The 14483-nt window shown below is 63.1% G+C and carries 18 protein-coding genes and 1 pseudogene; 4 read left to right on the top strand and 15 right to left on the bottom strand.

Annotated features, from left to right (window positions below; genetic code table 11):
* The 5 genes and pseudogenes from tolB to ybgC all read right to left on the bottom strand — a co-directional run.
* Positions 1-304, bottom strand: a pseudogene (gene tolB / locus EN935_RS06295) (Tol-Pal system protein TolB); the annotation flags it as partial.
* Positions 305-344: 40 nt separating this feature from the next.
* A complete protein-coding gene (locus EN935_RS06290; RefSeq protein ID WP_126066723.1) occupies positions 345-1502 on the bottom strand; it encodes an energy transducer TonB in 1158 nt (385 codons plus the stop codon).
* A gap of 8 nt (positions 1503-1510) precedes the next feature.
* The gene (gene tolR, locus EN935_RS06285; RefSeq protein ID WP_126066724.1) at positions 1511-1963 is read right to left on the bottom strand and encodes a protein TolR; all 453 of its coding nucleotides are present in this window, start codon (positions 1961-1963) and stop codon (positions 1511-1513) included.
* Between the two features lie 10 nt (positions 1964-1973).
* Positions 1974-2684 (bottom strand): protein TolQ, encoded by a 711-nt coding sequence (gene tolQ / locus EN935_RS06280; RefSeq protein WP_023811854.1) that lies wholly within the window; start codon positions 2682-2684, stop codon positions 1974-1976.
* Between the two features lie 397 nt (positions 2685-3081).
* A complete protein-coding gene (gene ybgC, locus EN935_RS06275; RefSeq protein WP_126066725.1) occupies positions 3082-3552 on the bottom strand; it encodes a tol-pal system-associated acyl-CoA thioesterase in 471 nt (156 codons plus the stop codon).
* 56 nt (positions 3553-3608) lie between these two features.
* On the opposite strand from ybgC, the gene EN935_RS06270 reads away from it, so the two are divergent.
* On the top strand, positions 3609-4859 hold the full coding sequence (locus tag EN935_RS06270; RefSeq protein WP_127264171.1) for a cellulase family glycosylhydrolase: 1251 nt from the start codon (positions 3609-3611) through the stop codon (positions 4857-4859).
* Positions 4860-4964: 105 nt separating this feature from the next.
* Here EN935_RS06270 and ruvB read toward each other — a convergent pair whose 3' ends face one another.
* The 7 genes from ruvB to EN935_RS06235 form a co-directional block, all read right to left on the bottom strand.
* On the bottom strand, positions 4965-6002 hold the full coding sequence (gene ruvB / locus EN935_RS06265) for a Holliday junction branch migration DNA helicase RuvB (protein WP_023811851.1): 1038 nt from the start codon (positions 6000-6002) through the stop codon (positions 4965-4967).
* Positions 6003-6045: 43 nt separating this feature from the next.
* Positions 6046-6666 (bottom strand): Holliday junction branch migration protein RuvA, encoded by a 621-nt coding sequence (gene ruvA, locus EN935_RS06260; RefSeq protein ID WP_027037190.1) that lies wholly within the window; start codon positions 6664-6666, stop codon positions 6046-6048.
* 15 nt (positions 6667-6681) lie between these two features.
* The gene (locus tag EN935_RS06255) at positions 6682-7095 is read right to left on the bottom strand and encodes a type II toxin-antitoxin system VapC family toxin (RefSeq protein ID WP_127264169.1); all 414 of its coding nucleotides are present in this window, start codon (positions 7093-7095) and stop codon (positions 6682-6684) included.
* A 2-nt stretch (positions 7096-7097) separates the two neighbouring features.
* A complete protein-coding gene (locus EN935_RS06250) occupies positions 7098-7349 on the bottom strand; it encodes an AbrB/MazE/SpoVT family DNA-binding domain-containing protein (RefSeq protein WP_064995912.1) in 252 nt (83 codons plus the stop codon).
* A gap of 61 nt (positions 7350-7410) precedes the next feature.
* Entirely contained in the window at positions 7411-7920 is a 510-nt protein-coding gene (gene ruvC / locus EN935_RS06245; RefSeq protein ID WP_127264167.1) for a crossover junction endodeoxyribonuclease RuvC, read from the bottom strand.
* 219 nt (positions 7921-8139) lie between these two features.
* Complete coding sequence (locus EN935_RS06240; RefSeq protein WP_127264165.1) at positions 8140-8673, bottom strand: DUF1465 family protein; 534 nt, start codon at positions 8671-8673, stop codon at positions 8140-8142.
* A 395-nt stretch (positions 8674-9068) separates the two neighbouring features.
* Positions 9069-9449: a hypothetical protein gene (locus tag EN935_RS06235; RefSeq protein ID WP_126066728.1), complete on the bottom strand. Its 381-nt coding sequence runs from the start codon at positions 9447-9449 to the stop codon at positions 9069-9071.
* Positions 9450-9768: 319 nt separating this feature from the next.
* On the opposite strand from EN935_RS06235, the gene EN935_RS06230 reads away from it, so the two are divergent.
* Positions 9769-10320 (top strand): DUF2269 family protein, encoded by a 552-nt coding sequence (locus tag EN935_RS06230; RefSeq protein WP_109664749.1) that lies wholly within the window; start codon positions 9769-9771, stop codon positions 10318-10320.
* Positions 10321-10356: 36 nt separating this feature from the next.
* Here EN935_RS06230 and EN935_RS06225 read toward each other — a convergent pair whose 3' ends face one another.
* The 3 genes from EN935_RS06225 to EN935_RS06215 form a co-directional block, all read right to left on the bottom strand.
* Positions 10357-11127: a sulfite exporter TauE/SafE family protein gene (locus EN935_RS06225; RefSeq protein ID WP_013529133.1), complete on the bottom strand. Its 771-nt coding sequence runs from the start codon at positions 11125-11127 to the stop codon at positions 10357-10359.
* 117 nt (positions 11128-11244) lie between these two features.
* A complete protein-coding gene (locus tag EN935_RS06220) occupies positions 11245-11973 on the bottom strand; it encodes a class I SAM-dependent methyltransferase (RefSeq protein WP_109664746.1) in 729 nt (242 codons plus the stop codon).
* A 102-nt stretch (positions 11974-12075) separates the two neighbouring features.
* Positions 12076-12555, bottom strand: a complete 480-nt coding sequence (locus EN935_RS06215; RefSeq protein ID WP_109664742.1) for an Lrp/AsnC family transcriptional regulator — start codon at positions 12553-12555, stop codon at positions 12076-12078.
* Between the two features lie 132 nt (positions 12556-12687).
* Between EN935_RS06215 and EN935_RS06210 the strand changes: the two genes are divergently transcribed.
* Entirely contained in the window at positions 12688-13593 is a 906-nt protein-coding gene (locus EN935_RS06210; protein WP_109664739.1) for a DMT family transporter, read from the top strand.
* Positions 13594-13728: 135 nt separating this feature from the next.
* A complete protein-coding gene (locus tag EN935_RS06205; protein WP_127264163.1) occupies positions 13729-14376 on the top strand; it encodes a thiamine phosphate synthase in 648 nt (215 codons plus the stop codon).
* The last annotated feature ends 107 nt before the right edge of the window (positions 14377-14483 follow it).

Genomic DNA, 14483 nt, shown 5'->3' with positions numbered 1-14483 from the left:
CGTTGATCACCTTCCAGTCGTCGAAGCGCGGGGCGGCATCGGGGTTGGTGATCTTTTCAATGAAGGCGCTCTTGTCGATCGGCGCGAACAGGCCCGAACGCTTCAGGTCGGCGGTGACGATCTGCGAAATCTGCGCCCCAAGCGCGTCGCCGCCCTGGAAATCCGTGATGGCGATCGGCAGCGGCTCGACATTGCCCTTGTTGACGTTGAGCTCGACGAGCGCCAGCGCCGGCAACGTGCCAGCCGCGGTCATGCCCGTCGCCATTGCTGCGACCATCAGGAGCGGCTTGAGGATTGATTTCATGTCTTCTCGCTTCTCGCACTGATTTTCGGATGTCAGGGCCCTAGAGGCCCAGCATCTCCCTTGGATCGAAGGTGACGCGGACGTCGGCCCAGATGTCCTGTTTGCCGGCAGGAACCTGCAGGCCGGTGACATCGCATTTCTGCACCGCGCGAACGGCACTTTCGTCGAACTGGCGGTTTCCGCTCGACTTTTCGACCGCCGGGCGCCCGTCCAGCTTACCGGACGCATCCAGGTTGAACCGCACCACGACGACGAAATTCTCGGAACCTTCAAGGCCGACAGGAAGCGTCCAGCAGCCGCCAAGCTGGCTTTCCAGGGCGCCCATTTCGGATCTGGAAAGCTTCTGGCCCTGATCCTTGTCGCCGCCAAGCGACGCCTGCTGGGTCGAGCGCTTGGCGCCGCCGCCGGATGGCTTCTGCTTGTCGAGGAGAGCGGAGATCTCGGCGGCGTTGAATTGCTTGTCGTCGGACTTCGGCTTCGACGACGCTTCCTTGACCGGCTTGTCGGCATCCTTGCGGTCCGGCGCCTTGGCGCTTTCGGCCTGCGCCGGCTGCGGCTTCGGCCGCGCTTCCGGCGCGGGCGCCGAGTCGGGCAGCTGCGTCGCCTCAGCGGGCGGCTCCTGCGCTATCGCCTCGGCAACGGCGTCAGGCTTGACCTCGGGCGTCGGATTGATGGCGGCGGTCTTGTCCTGCGGCGGGGGAGTCGGCGCCGGCTTGGCCGGTGTCGGCTTGGGGTCTGCCTGCTTGACCGGCTCGGGCTTGACCTCTTCCTTGGGCGTCGGCGCCGGCGCCACTTCGGTTGCCGGAATAGGCTTCGGCTTCTCCTGCGGCTTCGGCACGTCCTCGGGCTTCGGCTTCTCGATCGGGGTCGGCGCGGGCGGCGGAGCCGAGGTCATGTCGACGGGCTTCGGCTTGGCTTCCGGCGTTATCGGCTTGTCGGTATCGGCGCTGTTCTCGCCGACCTTCTGCGCATCCGGAACAATGTCCGGGCGCTGCGTCGGCACAGGTGCCGGCTTTTCATGCATCACGGCCTTCTTGTCGCCCTGCAACGTCTGCGCAATGGCTTCCATCGGCACGATGTCGACCGCGACCGACTCGACGTCGGAGGACGGAAGCGCGGCCGGCGCCGTCAGCGTGAACAGGCCGAAGGTCAGCGCCGCCGCATGCAAGATCACCGATGTGGTGAGGCCGGTCTTCATCTTCTTGTCTACTGATCCTGTTCCTGCAGTGACATCAGGCCGAGATTCTTGTAGCCAGCGGCTTGGATGAGGGCCATCACCTTCATCGCGGTGCCGTAGTTGGTTAACTTGTCACCGCGGATGAAGATGCGCTCGTCATAGCCGGTCTTGGAAATCGCCTGCAGCTTGGCCACCAACTCCTCCTGCGGGATTTCGGTTTCCTGCAGGAAAATCTTGCCCGTAGCGTCGATCGTAACCATGATCGGCTGAGTATCAGCATTCATCGCCTTGGCCTTCGTCTCCGGCAGGTCGACCGGCACGCCGACCGTCAGCATCGGCGCCGCGACCATGAAGATGATCAGCAGCACCAGCATCACGTCGACCATCGGCGTGACGTTGATCTCGGACATCAGCGCATGGTGACGGCCGCGCCGCCTGTGGCCGCGCCCGCCGCGTCCTCCCATGCCCATGGACATACCCATCTGCTACTCCTCAGGCCTTGGGGGCCACTTTTTCATCGATTTGGCGCGAGAGTATGGCGGAGAACTCGTCGGAGAACCCTTCCATGCGCACCGCTATCTTGCTCGCGTCGGACGACAGCTTGTTGTAGGCGATGACGGCGGGAATGGCGGCGAGCAGGCCGATGGCCGTCGCCAGCAGCGCTTCGGCGATACCCGGCGCAACCACCGCGAGACTGGTGTTCTTGGAGCCGGCGATTGCCTGGAACGACGTCATGATGCCGATGACGGTGCCGAACAGGCCGATGAAGGGTGCGGCCGAGCCGGTGGTGGCGAGGAAGCCGAGGCGCCCTTCCAGCTTCTCCATCTCGCGGGTCAGCGCCAGGTCCATCGCCTTGTCGATGCGGGTTTGCAGGCCGAGCGGCGTTTTGGCGCCCTTCTCGAAGCTCTTCTTCCACTCGCGCATCGCAGCCACGAAAATGGCGCCCATGCCGGTGGTCTTGCGGTCGGCGAGCGTGCGGTAAAGCTCCTCCAGCGACTGCCCCGACCAGAACACCTGCTCGAACCGGTTGAGCGCCAGCCGCATGCGGGCGTAGGAAACCAGCTTGTCGACGATAATCGCCCAGGTCCAGACCGAGGCGCAGAGCAAGCCGATCATGACCAGCTTGACCACCCAGCTGGCCGAAACAAACAGCGACCAAACCGACAATTGCGCGCCCGGATCGGCGAGTGCGATATTTTCCATCGTTACGTCCTTAAGATTTTCCGGGCGAAGCTGGCGGCTGGCCCCTGGCATCCCTTGTGGTCGGTTCGCACGAAGCTACCGGAACAACCCCAAACTGTGCCGTTCTCGGCCTTTTCGGGGCAAATATTGGTGAAAGGAAGGCGCAGGATCGCGCCAATTTTCACCACTCTCTTCATGAACCGTTATGGTTAAGGATGGGTTAGTATATAAGGCGCGGCGCATTGCCGCGCCCAGTGGCAAGGCCATCAATTCAATGGCTGCGCCTAGGGTGTGCCGAGATTCAGGTCAGGCCAAGCCGAAAACGGTAGATTCCGAGAACCGGAGCGGAGCGTACTTTTCGTACGCGAGCACCGGAAGCGCAGGAAGCTGCTGTTTGCAGGCCGGCATCACCTGAATATCAGCGCACCCTCGGCATGAACGCCGCCACCCACTCCCTGGGAAAGCGCCTTGGGCGGCCATTCTCGCCGATGATCGCGGCCTCGACCTTGGCCTCGACCAGCACCTCGTCGCCGCGCTTGAGCTGCTGCGCCATGAAGATGCGCGCGCCGGAAATGTCCTCGGTGCGGGTGTCGACCGTCAGGATGTCGTCGATGCGGGCCGGGCCGCGAAAGTCGATCTCCATGCGACGCACCACCCAGACTATTCTTTCGCCATGCTTGCCGTCTGCAAGCTCGGTGTGGTGCACGCCGGTCAGCCGGAGATAGTCGGAGCGGCCGCGTTCGAAGAATTCGAGATAGCGCGCATGATAGACGACACCGGAGAAATCGGTGTCGGCGTAATAGACCCGCGCCATCAGCCGGTGGCCGAACGCCGTCAGCGCGCCGGAAAGCCCGGCCAGCAGCGTCGCCGATTCACCATGATCGCCCATTGCGCTTCCTTTTTCAGCCCCGCCGAGGCACCTGTTCTCGCGTGACATAGCATCGGATGGCACTGTTGACGGCGATGATCAAGACCTTGATGGCAGCGCTGCTCGGGCTCATGGCTCTGGCCGGGCCCAGCCAGGCGGCGAGCTTTTCAATGAAGCGCGGCCTCAACCTCGACCAATGGGTCACATGGCCCGACGAAGACCAGTGGGGCGACGCCAAAGCCATCCTGCCCTATCCGGAATGGCGGAAATTCCTCAGGGATGACGATCTCAAGGCTTTGAAGGACGCGGGCTTCGATTTCCTGCGCATGCCGGTCGACCCCTCGCCCTTCCTGTCCAGCCAGACCGTGGCGTTGCGCGACGATCTCTATGCCAGCGTGCTGGACTCCGTGCGCATGATCAACCGCGCCGGGCTGAAGGTGGTCGTCGACATGCACCTGATCCCGGCCGGCGGCAGCCGCAAGATCGGCATGGCGCAAGTGATGGAAGACCCGCGGACCTTCGACGCCTATGTCGACATGGTGCGCAGGATGGCCCGCACGCTGGCGAATGAAGATCCCGCCCAAGTCGCTTTCGAGCCGATGAACGAACCGATCGTCGATTGCGACAGCGACAGCACCAGCCTATGGCCGGACCGCCAGCGCAAACTGTTCGCCGCGGCGCGATCCTCGGCGACGAAATTGACCCTGGTGCTGACTGGCGCTTGCTACTCGGCCGCGAGCTCGCTGGAGAAGATCGACCCGAAGACGATCCCGGACGACAACGTCATCTGGACCTTCCACTCCTACGACCCGTTCCTGCTTACCCATCAGGGCGCGACCTGGGCCGGCGACTTCATCCCCTATGTGACCGGCCTGCCCTATCCGCTGACCGCGGTGCCGCGGGCACAGCTCGACGCGACGCTCGACACCATTCGCGCCAGGATCAAGGCCGAGGCGCCCTGGACGCGGCAAAGCGGCCTGCTTGCCTATCTCGACGAACAGGTCGCCAGCATGGACAGTCCCGACAAGCTGCTCGGCCTGATGGATGCGCCGTTCAAGAAGGTCGAGGCCTGGGCGAAGGCCAACGGCGTCAAGCCGGAAAACATCACGCTGGGCGAGTTCGGCATGATCCGCCAGGAATATGGCAACGCCTATGTGATGCCCGCCGAGTATCGGGCCGCCTATGTCAGGGACATGATCTCGTGCGCCGAAGCACATGGCTTCTCGTGGTCGGTGTGGAGCTATGGCGGCGCCTTCGGCATCGTCGATGCCTTCAACGGCGACAAGGCCGAGCCGGACGTGCTGGACGCGATCAACGGGCTGCGTTGACCGTTCAGGCAAGATCGATCGAGAAGACTCCGGGAGCATTCCAAACGCACCTGCGCAATGCTGAAGCCAAGCCCGCCTGAGACAACGTAGCGGCGCTCTGGAAAATTACTCCTCCTGGAACAGGTTGATCTGCTGCTGCGCCAGATCCTTCGGCGCGTCGAGGCCGAGATGGCGCCAGGCATTGGCCGTCAGCATGCGGCCGCGCGGCGTGCGTTGGATAAAACCCTGCTGGATCAGATAGGGCTCGATGATGTCCTCGATGGCGTCGCGCGGCTCCGACAGGCCGGCGGCGATCGTCTCGATGCCGACCGGGCCGCCGCCGAAATTGCGGGCGATCATGCTGAGATAGCGGCGGTCGAGCGCGTCGAGGCCGAGCGCATCGACCTCCAGCCGGGTCAACGCCTCGTCGGCGATCTTGCGGTCGACATGGCCGTCGCCGGCGACCGAGGCGAAATCGCGCACGCGGCGCAGCAGCCGGCCGGCGATGCGTGGCGTGCCGCGCGCGCGGCGCGCGATCTCCAGTGCGCCATCGTCGCCGAGCGGCATTTGCAGAATGCGCGCACCGCGCCGCACGATCTGCTCCAGCTCCTCGACCGTGTAGAAATTGAGCCGCACCGGAATGCCGAAGCGATCGCGCAGCGGGTTGGTGAGCAGGCCAAGCCGCGTTGTTGCGGCGACCAGGGTGAAACGGGCAAGGTCGATCTTGACCGAGCGTGCGGCCGGTCCCTCGCCGATGATCAGGTCGAGCTGGAAATCCTCCATCGCCGGATAGAGGATTTCCTCCACCGCCGGGCTCAGCCGGTGGATCTCGTCGATGAACAGCACGTCACCTTCCTCGAGATTGGTGAGAAGTGCGGCAAGATCGCCGGCCTTGGCGATCACCGGACCAGAGGTCGAGCGGAAATTGACGCCGAGCTCGCGCGCCATGATCTGCGCCAGCGTCGTCTTGCCGAGGCCCGGCGGCCCGACGAACAGCACGTGGTCGAGCGCCTCGTTGCGGCCCTTGGCGGCCTCGATGAACACTTTGAGATTGGCCCGCACCGCCGCCTGGCCGACGAAATCGTCGAGCGTCTGCGGCCGCAAGGTCTGCTCGGCATCCTCGCCGCGTTTTTCCGGCGCAATCAGGCGGGGCGACAGGCTCATGCCGCCTTCCTTGCACACGGCAAGGGGCTGGACAAGTGGCGGTTCACCGCGCCAGTTCCTTCAGTCCAAAGCGGATCAGCTTCGGCGCATCGGCATCCTCGCCCGCCGTCTTCAGCGCGGCCGCCACAGCATTGGCGGCCGTGTCGCGCGAATAGCCGAGATTGACCAGCGCCGAGACCGCATCGGTGATTGGCGCGGATGCGACGCCGTCGCCGAGCTCCTGCTTCAGGCCGATGGTCCCCGAGGCAGTGCCGGCATAGGCCGGCGCCTTGTTCTTCAATTCGGTGACGATGCGCTCGGCCACCTTCTTGCCGACGCCGGGTGCGCGCGAAACCATGGCGATGTCGCGCAGCGCAATGGCATTGGCGAGATCGGCCGGCGCAAGCGTCGACAGGATGGCCAGCGCCACCTTGGCGCCGACGCCCGGCACATTGTTCATCAGCAACCGGAACCACTCGCGCTCCAGCTGCGACTGGAAGCCGTAGAGCCGCAGCATATCCTCGCGCACATAGGTCTCGATGAACAGCACCACCGCTTCGCCGGGCGAAGGCAGCGCGGCCAGCGTGCGCGCCGAGCAATAGGCGACGTAGCCGACGCCATGGATGTCGACGAGGCAATGATCCTCGTCGACCTCGTCGAGCGTGCCCTTGAGCTTGCCGATCATTGGACGCAGCCCCCGTTAGGGATGAGTATCGGGCGCAATGAGCTCGACATCTGGAAAGTACTTTCTGAAACCTGCGGGATCGCGAGTAAGAATGGGATAACCTCGGATGGCAGCATGAGCCCCAATCAGGAAGTCGGGCATCACCTTCTCTCGGGGTCCGCCCAACCGCCGATAAACCGAGAACGCTCTCGACGCCGCAAAAGCCGCTTCGAACGGGAGACTTTCGCGCCGGAACTCATCTTCAGGCAAGGCATCATCGACATCGTCTATCGCCTCATAGCGCATCGAAAACTCGGCGTAGATGATCTGATTGATGACCAGGCTGCCTTGCTCGAGGGCGGACACCATTTTGGACCACGACCACTTTGACCAGACGGGATCGCGAACGGCGACATCGATAAGTACATTGGTGTCGACAAGCGTCGCCAAGATCAGCGATCCCGGGTCAAAGCCATGACGGCATCGGCATTCATTGTCTGATCGCCGCTGCCCTCAAGCCGATCGAGCGCAGCAAGAAAACGATCCAGTCTTTCGCGGTCGGCCAACCGCCTCTTGTCATGCTTCGGCGTGATCGTGATCTTGCCGCCCTCAATGCCGAAGATGACTTCGCTGTTGGCGCCAATCCCAAATGTCTCCCGCAAATCCCGTGGGATTGTCACTTGGCCTTTGCTCGTCACACGCATGAAACGTACCTTTCTTACAAGTAAGGAATATTCCAACTGCGTGAACAAGTCAAGAACATCCCTAGCCGGCAAGCGCCATCCGATAGACCACGCTCTGCCGGTGATGCGCGTGGCAAATGGCGATGGCCAGCGCGTCGGCGGCATGTTCTGTGTCGAAAGTCGCTTTCGGCAACAGCACCTTGACCATCATGTGGATCTGCTTCTTGTCGCCATGGCCAACGCCGATCACCGCCTTCTTGACGGCGTTGGGCGCATATTCGGCAACGACGAGGCCCGCACGCGCCGGCACCAGCATGGCGATGCCACGCGCCTGGCCGAGCTTCAACGTCGCCACGGCGTCCTTGTTGACGAAGGTCTGTTCGACGGCCGCCTCGTGCGGCATGGTGCTGTGCAGGATCTCGGCCAGCCCGTCATGCAATTGGCACAGCCGCGTTGCCAGAGCCGCCTTGTCGTCGGACTTCACCGTGCCTGAGGCAATGAAGCGCAGCGAGTTGCCGAGGCTTTCGACGATGCCCCAGCCGGTGCGCCGAAGCCCCGGATCGATACCGATGATACGAATCGCTTCCGCCATTTGCCGACTTTACCTCCGGCGTACAGCGATGCCAGCGAAATGTGAACAAACCGGAAACGAAACAGCGACTGGCTCGAGAGACTGTTTCGAAATTCGCTCTGGTGAGTCATATGGTGGTGGTTTCGAGAACCGTAGCGCAGCGGACATTTGGTCCGTGAGCAACGGAAGCGCAGAAAACGCCATCAGATGGCCGACAGAGTAGAATTTCCAAACAGGCTCTTAGCCCCGGGCGAAAGCCGTGTTCAGCAGGCTGATCTGGTCGGAAACCGGATTGAGGCGGCGAGCCATCGGTTGCATGTCGACCACGGCGCCGGGGCCATAGATCTCCTCGTCCATGCGGCGAACCAGTGCCTGCAGGCGCAGCGAGCGGGTGACGAGGTCGAGGAAATCCTCGGGCAGTTCGGCCCAGCCGGCGGCTTCGTCATGGGCAGAAGCGGTGTCGAGACGCACCTTGGACTTCTCCGACGCGACTTGGTCGCGGGTCATCTCGCCGGAGTTGGCGGCGCGCTGCAAAAGCAGCCAGGAGGCAACCTGCATCAGCCTGGTGGTCAGTCGCATCGATTCGGCGGCATAGAGCGTGGCCGCCAGCCTGGACAGTTTCTTCGCCTCGGCCCGGCCCTTGCCGTCGAGATACTCCGCCGCCTGTTCGACCAGGCCCATACCTTCCTGGTAAAGCGGCTTGAAGGATTGCGAGAAAACCCGGCGCTCCGCCAGCTTGACGGTTTTCGCACTGCCCTTCGAAGGCTCGTTCATTGATACGCCCCTGCACTTGCAACCGGCTGATTCGGCTCCCTGCCGTACACCCGGAACCCTATCTGACTGAAGCTTGAAAATGCGCTTCGTCACCGGTGAAGGCAAGCACATGTTTAACAGAAGGTTAACGGCGAGCCGATGTCGGGCGGCGCCTCTGAAAATCGGATAAAAGGGGAAATGCGGACAAAAAAAGAGCCGCGGATAAGGCGGCTCTCAGGAGTTTAACAGGGAGGCGTCAAACAAAGTGGCTCCAACCACTCGGTAAGAATCCAGATCACTGGATGAACATAGTAAACACCTGTAAAGCTTAATGAAGCCTTAACCGCGCGGATGTTTTTGACCGAACGCCGCCATCCTGTGCCGTAACAGTACAGCCTCACTGCCTCTGGTTCAGCTCAGGCCGTCTTCCAGACCGCAGGCAAAGCGATGAAGGCAAATAGCAGCATGCCCGCATAGAACCCGATCGAGGAAATCCCGAGCAGCGGTTCTATCCCCGGATTGCCGGCGAGCAGAATGTAAAGGCCGATCATGAGCCCGATACCGCTGATGGCAGTCAGCCAGAAATGAACTTTGGCCAGGGCCTTTTGCCCGACAGCCGGAAACAGATGGTAGAAAAAGGCGAAGACCGCCGACATCAGCCATCCGGCCACCATCGTGTGGGCGTGGGTTGGCATCTGGCCATGGTCATCGCTGATCGCCATGTGGATGCCGAGCGCCATGCCGCACAACGCATAGATGATGGCCAGCGTGAAGAAATTCCGTGCTACCCCTTGCATAATGTCCCCTCGAATTGCCTTTTCCCGTTTCTCGGGAATGGGTTGATCGTCAGGCGACTGTTGTCGCCACCGGGCTCCCGGCGTTAGCGCACTAGCATCGGCGATGTTTCCGGACGATGTCGCGCCAACCCCTCCCGACGATTCGTATATTAGCAGGAAATCAGATAGCGCGTTCACGATCTCAGCCGCTTCTTCATTGCGCTGAAACAGAGCCGGATTTTTCGTGACATCGTTCCGAAACAGGCGCCGCGCTAAACGCCCGCTCCTCTGACGGCGGCCAATCCGCGCCGCCGCAAACCTGACACTGCAGGAGCAACCCATGGACTGGTACTCGATCGTCAAATTTCTTCACGTCGCCACTGCCATTCTGTGGGTCGGCGGCGGCTTCGTGCTGTTCCTTCTCGGCATGCTTGCCGAACGGGCGGGCAACATCGAGGAAAAACTGCAGGCGATGCGCGCCAGTGGTCAGCTGGGCGGCAGGTTCTTTGCGCCGATGTCGATGCTGACGCTGATCTTCGGTCTCATCATGTGCTGGTTCTGGGTCGGCTTCTCCGATCTGTGGATCCTGATCGGCCTGGCCGGCTACGCCACGACGTTTTCGATCGGCATGCTCATCTTCAAGCCGACCGGAGAGCGCATGGGCGCGATGATCGCCGAGGAAGGCGTCACACCAGCTGTTCTAGCCATCGGTGAGCGCATGATGAGCGCGGCACGCTTCGACTATGCGGTGATGCTGGTGATCATTGCCGACATGGTGCTCAAGCCGACCGCGCATGACATCGGCATCCTCGCCGGCATGGTGCTGGTCGTCTTGGTGGGCGCCACACTTGCCTTTGGCGGCAACCGTCGCCTGGTGCCGAGCGCCGCCTGACCCCTGGCGGTGAGGGGCGGTTGCGCGGCGGCCTTTCTACATCAGGCCGACGATACCATCCCACAGCAGCTTCAGCGCCACGACCGCGACGGTTGCGTATGTGAAGGGATAGAAGGTCTCCGGGCGCATCCGGCGCACCAGCCACGCCCCGGCGATGGTCGACAGCGGCGCCAGCGGCATCAGCACGGCCGACGCCGTCAGATTGGCGGTGTCGAACTGGCCGAGCGCGAAATAGGGCACCAGCTTCAGCGCATTGGTGGCGGCAAAGAAGATCGCGGCGGTGCCCGACAGAACCTTCGGATCGAGCCGGATCGGCAAGGCATAGACCTGGAAGGGCGGCCCGCCGACATGGGCGACGAAGCTGGTGAAGCCGGCGACCGTGCCCCAGACGGCGGCGGCCACGCGGTTGGGCGCGGCCGCGTGATCGGCGCCGTGGCGGAACTGCAGATAGAGCCAGCGCAGGACGAAAATGATCGCGACGGCGCCGACGATGAGCCGCACCGCCTCTTCGGTTACCAGTGCCGCCGTCAGCCAGCCGAGACCGATGCCGATGACGGCGCCCGGCATCATGTCGACCAGCATCTTGCGGTCGTAAACACCCCACCATGTCCACACCGAGACGATGTCCATCAGGCACAGGATCGGCAACAGGATGGCCGCCGCCTGCACCGGCGGCATGGTCAGCGCCATCAGCGGCACGCCGACGAAGCCGACAGCGCCGCCGAACCCGCCCTTGGACAGGCCGACCAGAATGACCGCCGGAATGGCAGCCGCGTAGAACCACGGATCGAGAAGCAGGCCTGACATGGGAGGGGACTGGTCCGGAGGGAAAGCGTGTCGACGCTTGAATAACCCAGAAAGCCGGGCGGAGCGACAGCAAATGTGAGCGTGGCGGCCGCGCATCCGGCCGACGCCGACCAGTGCCTATCGGCGGGCCGAGACCAGCAGGAACATCGGCCGCTCGAGCTCTTCCGCCAGTTCCGGCTTGGCCGCGATCTGCTCGGCAGTCGGGCAGAATTCCTCGACATGGTCGATGGTGAAGCCGGCTTGGATCAGAGCGTTGAGCGTGGTGCCGATCGTGCGGTGATGTTTCACCACGCCCTTGGCCAGCCAGTCGGTGCTGCGCGGCCCCTCAACCAGATACTGGTCGACGGGCCATGTCTTTCTTCCCGCGACGTCGATCGACCAGCCGGGTTTGGTCGGCGCCATGAAGATCGGATGCTCGGTCGAGAAGACGAAATGCCCGCCGGGCGACAGGGCCTGATGCGCGGTCCCGAACAGGCGCATCACGTCCTCGACATAGTGCAAGGCGAGCGAGCTGTAGACGAGATCGAAGCTGGCTTGCGGCAAGCTGAGCTGGTCGAGATCGGCTGTCTCATAGCTTATGCCCGCATCCGGGCCGGCGGCCCTCGCCCGGGCAAGCATCTTCTCTGACAGATCCAGGCCAAGCACCCGCGCCGCCCCATGCTCGTGGGCCCAGCGGCAGAACCAGCCGAAACCGCAGCCGAGATCGACGACCCTCAAGCCGCTGACATCGGGCAGCATCGCGTGCAGCGCCGGCCACTCGGCGGCACCATCCAGGCCTTCCACGGAGCGGCCGAGCTGACTGTAGCCTGCGAAGAAATCCTCGCGGTCGTATATGTTCTGCGCCATTATCGTCTCAGCCTCGTTTGGGCCGACACCCTAACCAACCGGCCGCCGGCTTTCCACCCGCTGCGACCAGCCCTCTGAAAACCAGGGCGTGGCCGGTTCGGCTCAGATTGCCTGCAAGGCTTTTGCCCTGTCACGAGGCGATGCTGCATCGAGCGGCGGCGGCCGGCGGCGGATCGGCTGCGCCTTGATGATGGCGGTGCTTGTCTCGGCCTTGTCGGCGATACGGTCGAGAATCCCGTCGAGGTCGCCGATCGAACGCACGAACAGGCGGGCGACGAAGCAGTCATCGCCCGTCACCTTGTCGCATTCGCCGAATTCGGGGATGTCCTCGATCAGCTTCTGGACGATGTGCAGCTTGCCGGGCAGAGGCCGGATGCGCACGATGGCCTGCAAGGTATAACCAAGCGCCAGCGGGTCGATGTCGACAGTGAACGCCCGGATGACGCCGCGCTCCTCGAGCCGTCGCAGCCGCTCCGAAACGCTTGGCGACGACAGCCCGACTTGGGCGGCCAGATCCTTCAGCGAGGTCCGTGCATCCTTGACCAGAATTTCGAGGAGATTTCGGTCGAGATCGTCCAGCATTTTACATTTCCTGCTGATTTGGAGCCGTCGCCTAATATAATTAGGCCATTTACTCATACCTCCTTCCTCATCCGATGGAAAGCCGCGTAGCCGCATGAGATTATAGCGGTCGAACGGATACGGAGGTTTGTTGTGAACGAAACAGTGCGTGGCACGGTCGAAATGTCCGCCGCAATGTTGATCCTGGGAACGATCGGATGGTTCGTCGTCCTGTCCGGCCAGCCGATCATGGATGTGGTGTTCTGGCGTTGCGCTTTCGGCGCGCTGACGCTGCTCATCATCTGCGCCGCCCTCGGGTTGCTGCGCAACAGACTGTCGCTGCGCATCATCGGCATCGCCGCGCTCGGCGGCGTCGCCATCGTCGTCAACTGGCTTTTGCTGTTTAGCGCATTCTCGCGCGCGTCAATCTCGATCGCCACCGCTGTCTACAACACGCAACCCTTCATGCTGGTCGGCTTCGGCGCGCTCTTCTTCGCCGAGCGGCTGACCCTGACAAAGCTGACCTGGCTGGCCATCGCCTTCGCCGGCATGGTGCTGATCGTGCAGTCGGGCCCCGATGCCGGTGATGTCGGCACGGATTATTTTACCGGAATCGTCATGGCGTTGGGCGCGGCTTTCTTCTGGGCCGTCGCCGCCATCGTCACCAAGAAGCTCAAGGGCACGCCGCCCCACCTCATCGCGCTGATCCAGGTCTGCGTCGGCGTCGTCATGCTGGCGCCCTTCGCCAATCTTACCCATCTGCCCACCGATCCATGGAGCTGGGCCATGCTGGCGACGCTCGGCATCGTCCACACCGGCCTGATGTACATCCTGATGTACGGGGCCATCCAGAAGCTGCCGACACATCTGCAGGGATCGCTGTCCTTCATCTATCCCGTCGTCGCCATTCTGGTCGATGTCTTGGCCTTCGGCCATCGGCTGCATCTGAGCCAGATCGTCGGCGCCACCGCCATCCTGATCGCCGCAGCCGGCATGAATCTCGGCTGGACGCTGTGGAAGTCGAAACCATCAGTCGCGAGCCCGCACCCGATCAAGTGAAGCGGCCCCGCCGGCTGCCCGGCGGGTCAAACATCGCGATCCCGGCTGCCCGCCTGTTCAAGGCGGGCACTTTGCTCTATGCCGCAATCCAACCATCTTCGCCCGGCATAGGCGAAACGCGGGACCCGAAGAACCATGAATGACGCAACGCCCCCCAACCGCTGTCGCATCGTACTGATCGCGCCGCCAGGCGTGCCGGCGGCCCGTATCACCGCGGCATTCGAAGGCGGCGATGTCGCTTCGCTGATCCTGCCCGAGAACGGCATGGATGAGGCCTCCTTCCAGGCTTTCGCCGAACAGATCGTGCCGGCAGCGCAGGCCGCGGGCGTGGCTGTCATCATCGCCGGCGACACCCGCATAGCCGGCCGCGTCCAGGCCGACGGCATCCATGTCGAAGTCTCCAAGGCTGAACTCGCCGAGACGATCGAGCATTTCCAGGCAAAGATGATGGTCGGCACCGGCGGCGCCAAGACGCGTGATGACGCGCTCGAGCTTGGCGAGACACGGCCCGACTACATCTTCTTTGGCCGCTTCGGCTACGACAACAAGCCCGAACCGCATCCGCGCAACCTGTCGCTCGGCAGATGGTGGGCCGACATGATCCAGATCCCGTGCATCGTCATGGCCGGATCCGACATCGCCTCGGTGGAAGCAGTGGGCGCCACAGGTGCTGAATTCGTGGCGCTGTCGAGCGCCGTGTTTGCCGACGGCACCAATCCCAAGACAGCGGTCGCCACCGCCAACGCGCTGCTCGACGAGACCGCGCCGCGCTTCGAGGACTGACGTGCTCTCGGCGAGGCTTCCCCTCCAGGCTCTGCTTGCGGTGCTCATGGTTCAGCCGGCGGCCGCGGAGACCATCCCGCTGCCGCAGCCCAAGCCGGAACTCGGCG

The organism is Mesorhizobium sp. M7D.F.Ca.US.004.03.1.1 (assembly GCF_003998635.1).
GTDB classification, from domain to species: Bacteria; Pseudomonadota; Alphaproteobacteria; order Rhizobiales; family Rhizobiaceae; genus Mesorhizobium; species Mesorhizobium loti.
This window is presented reverse-complemented; position numbering and strand designations above follow the sequence as displayed.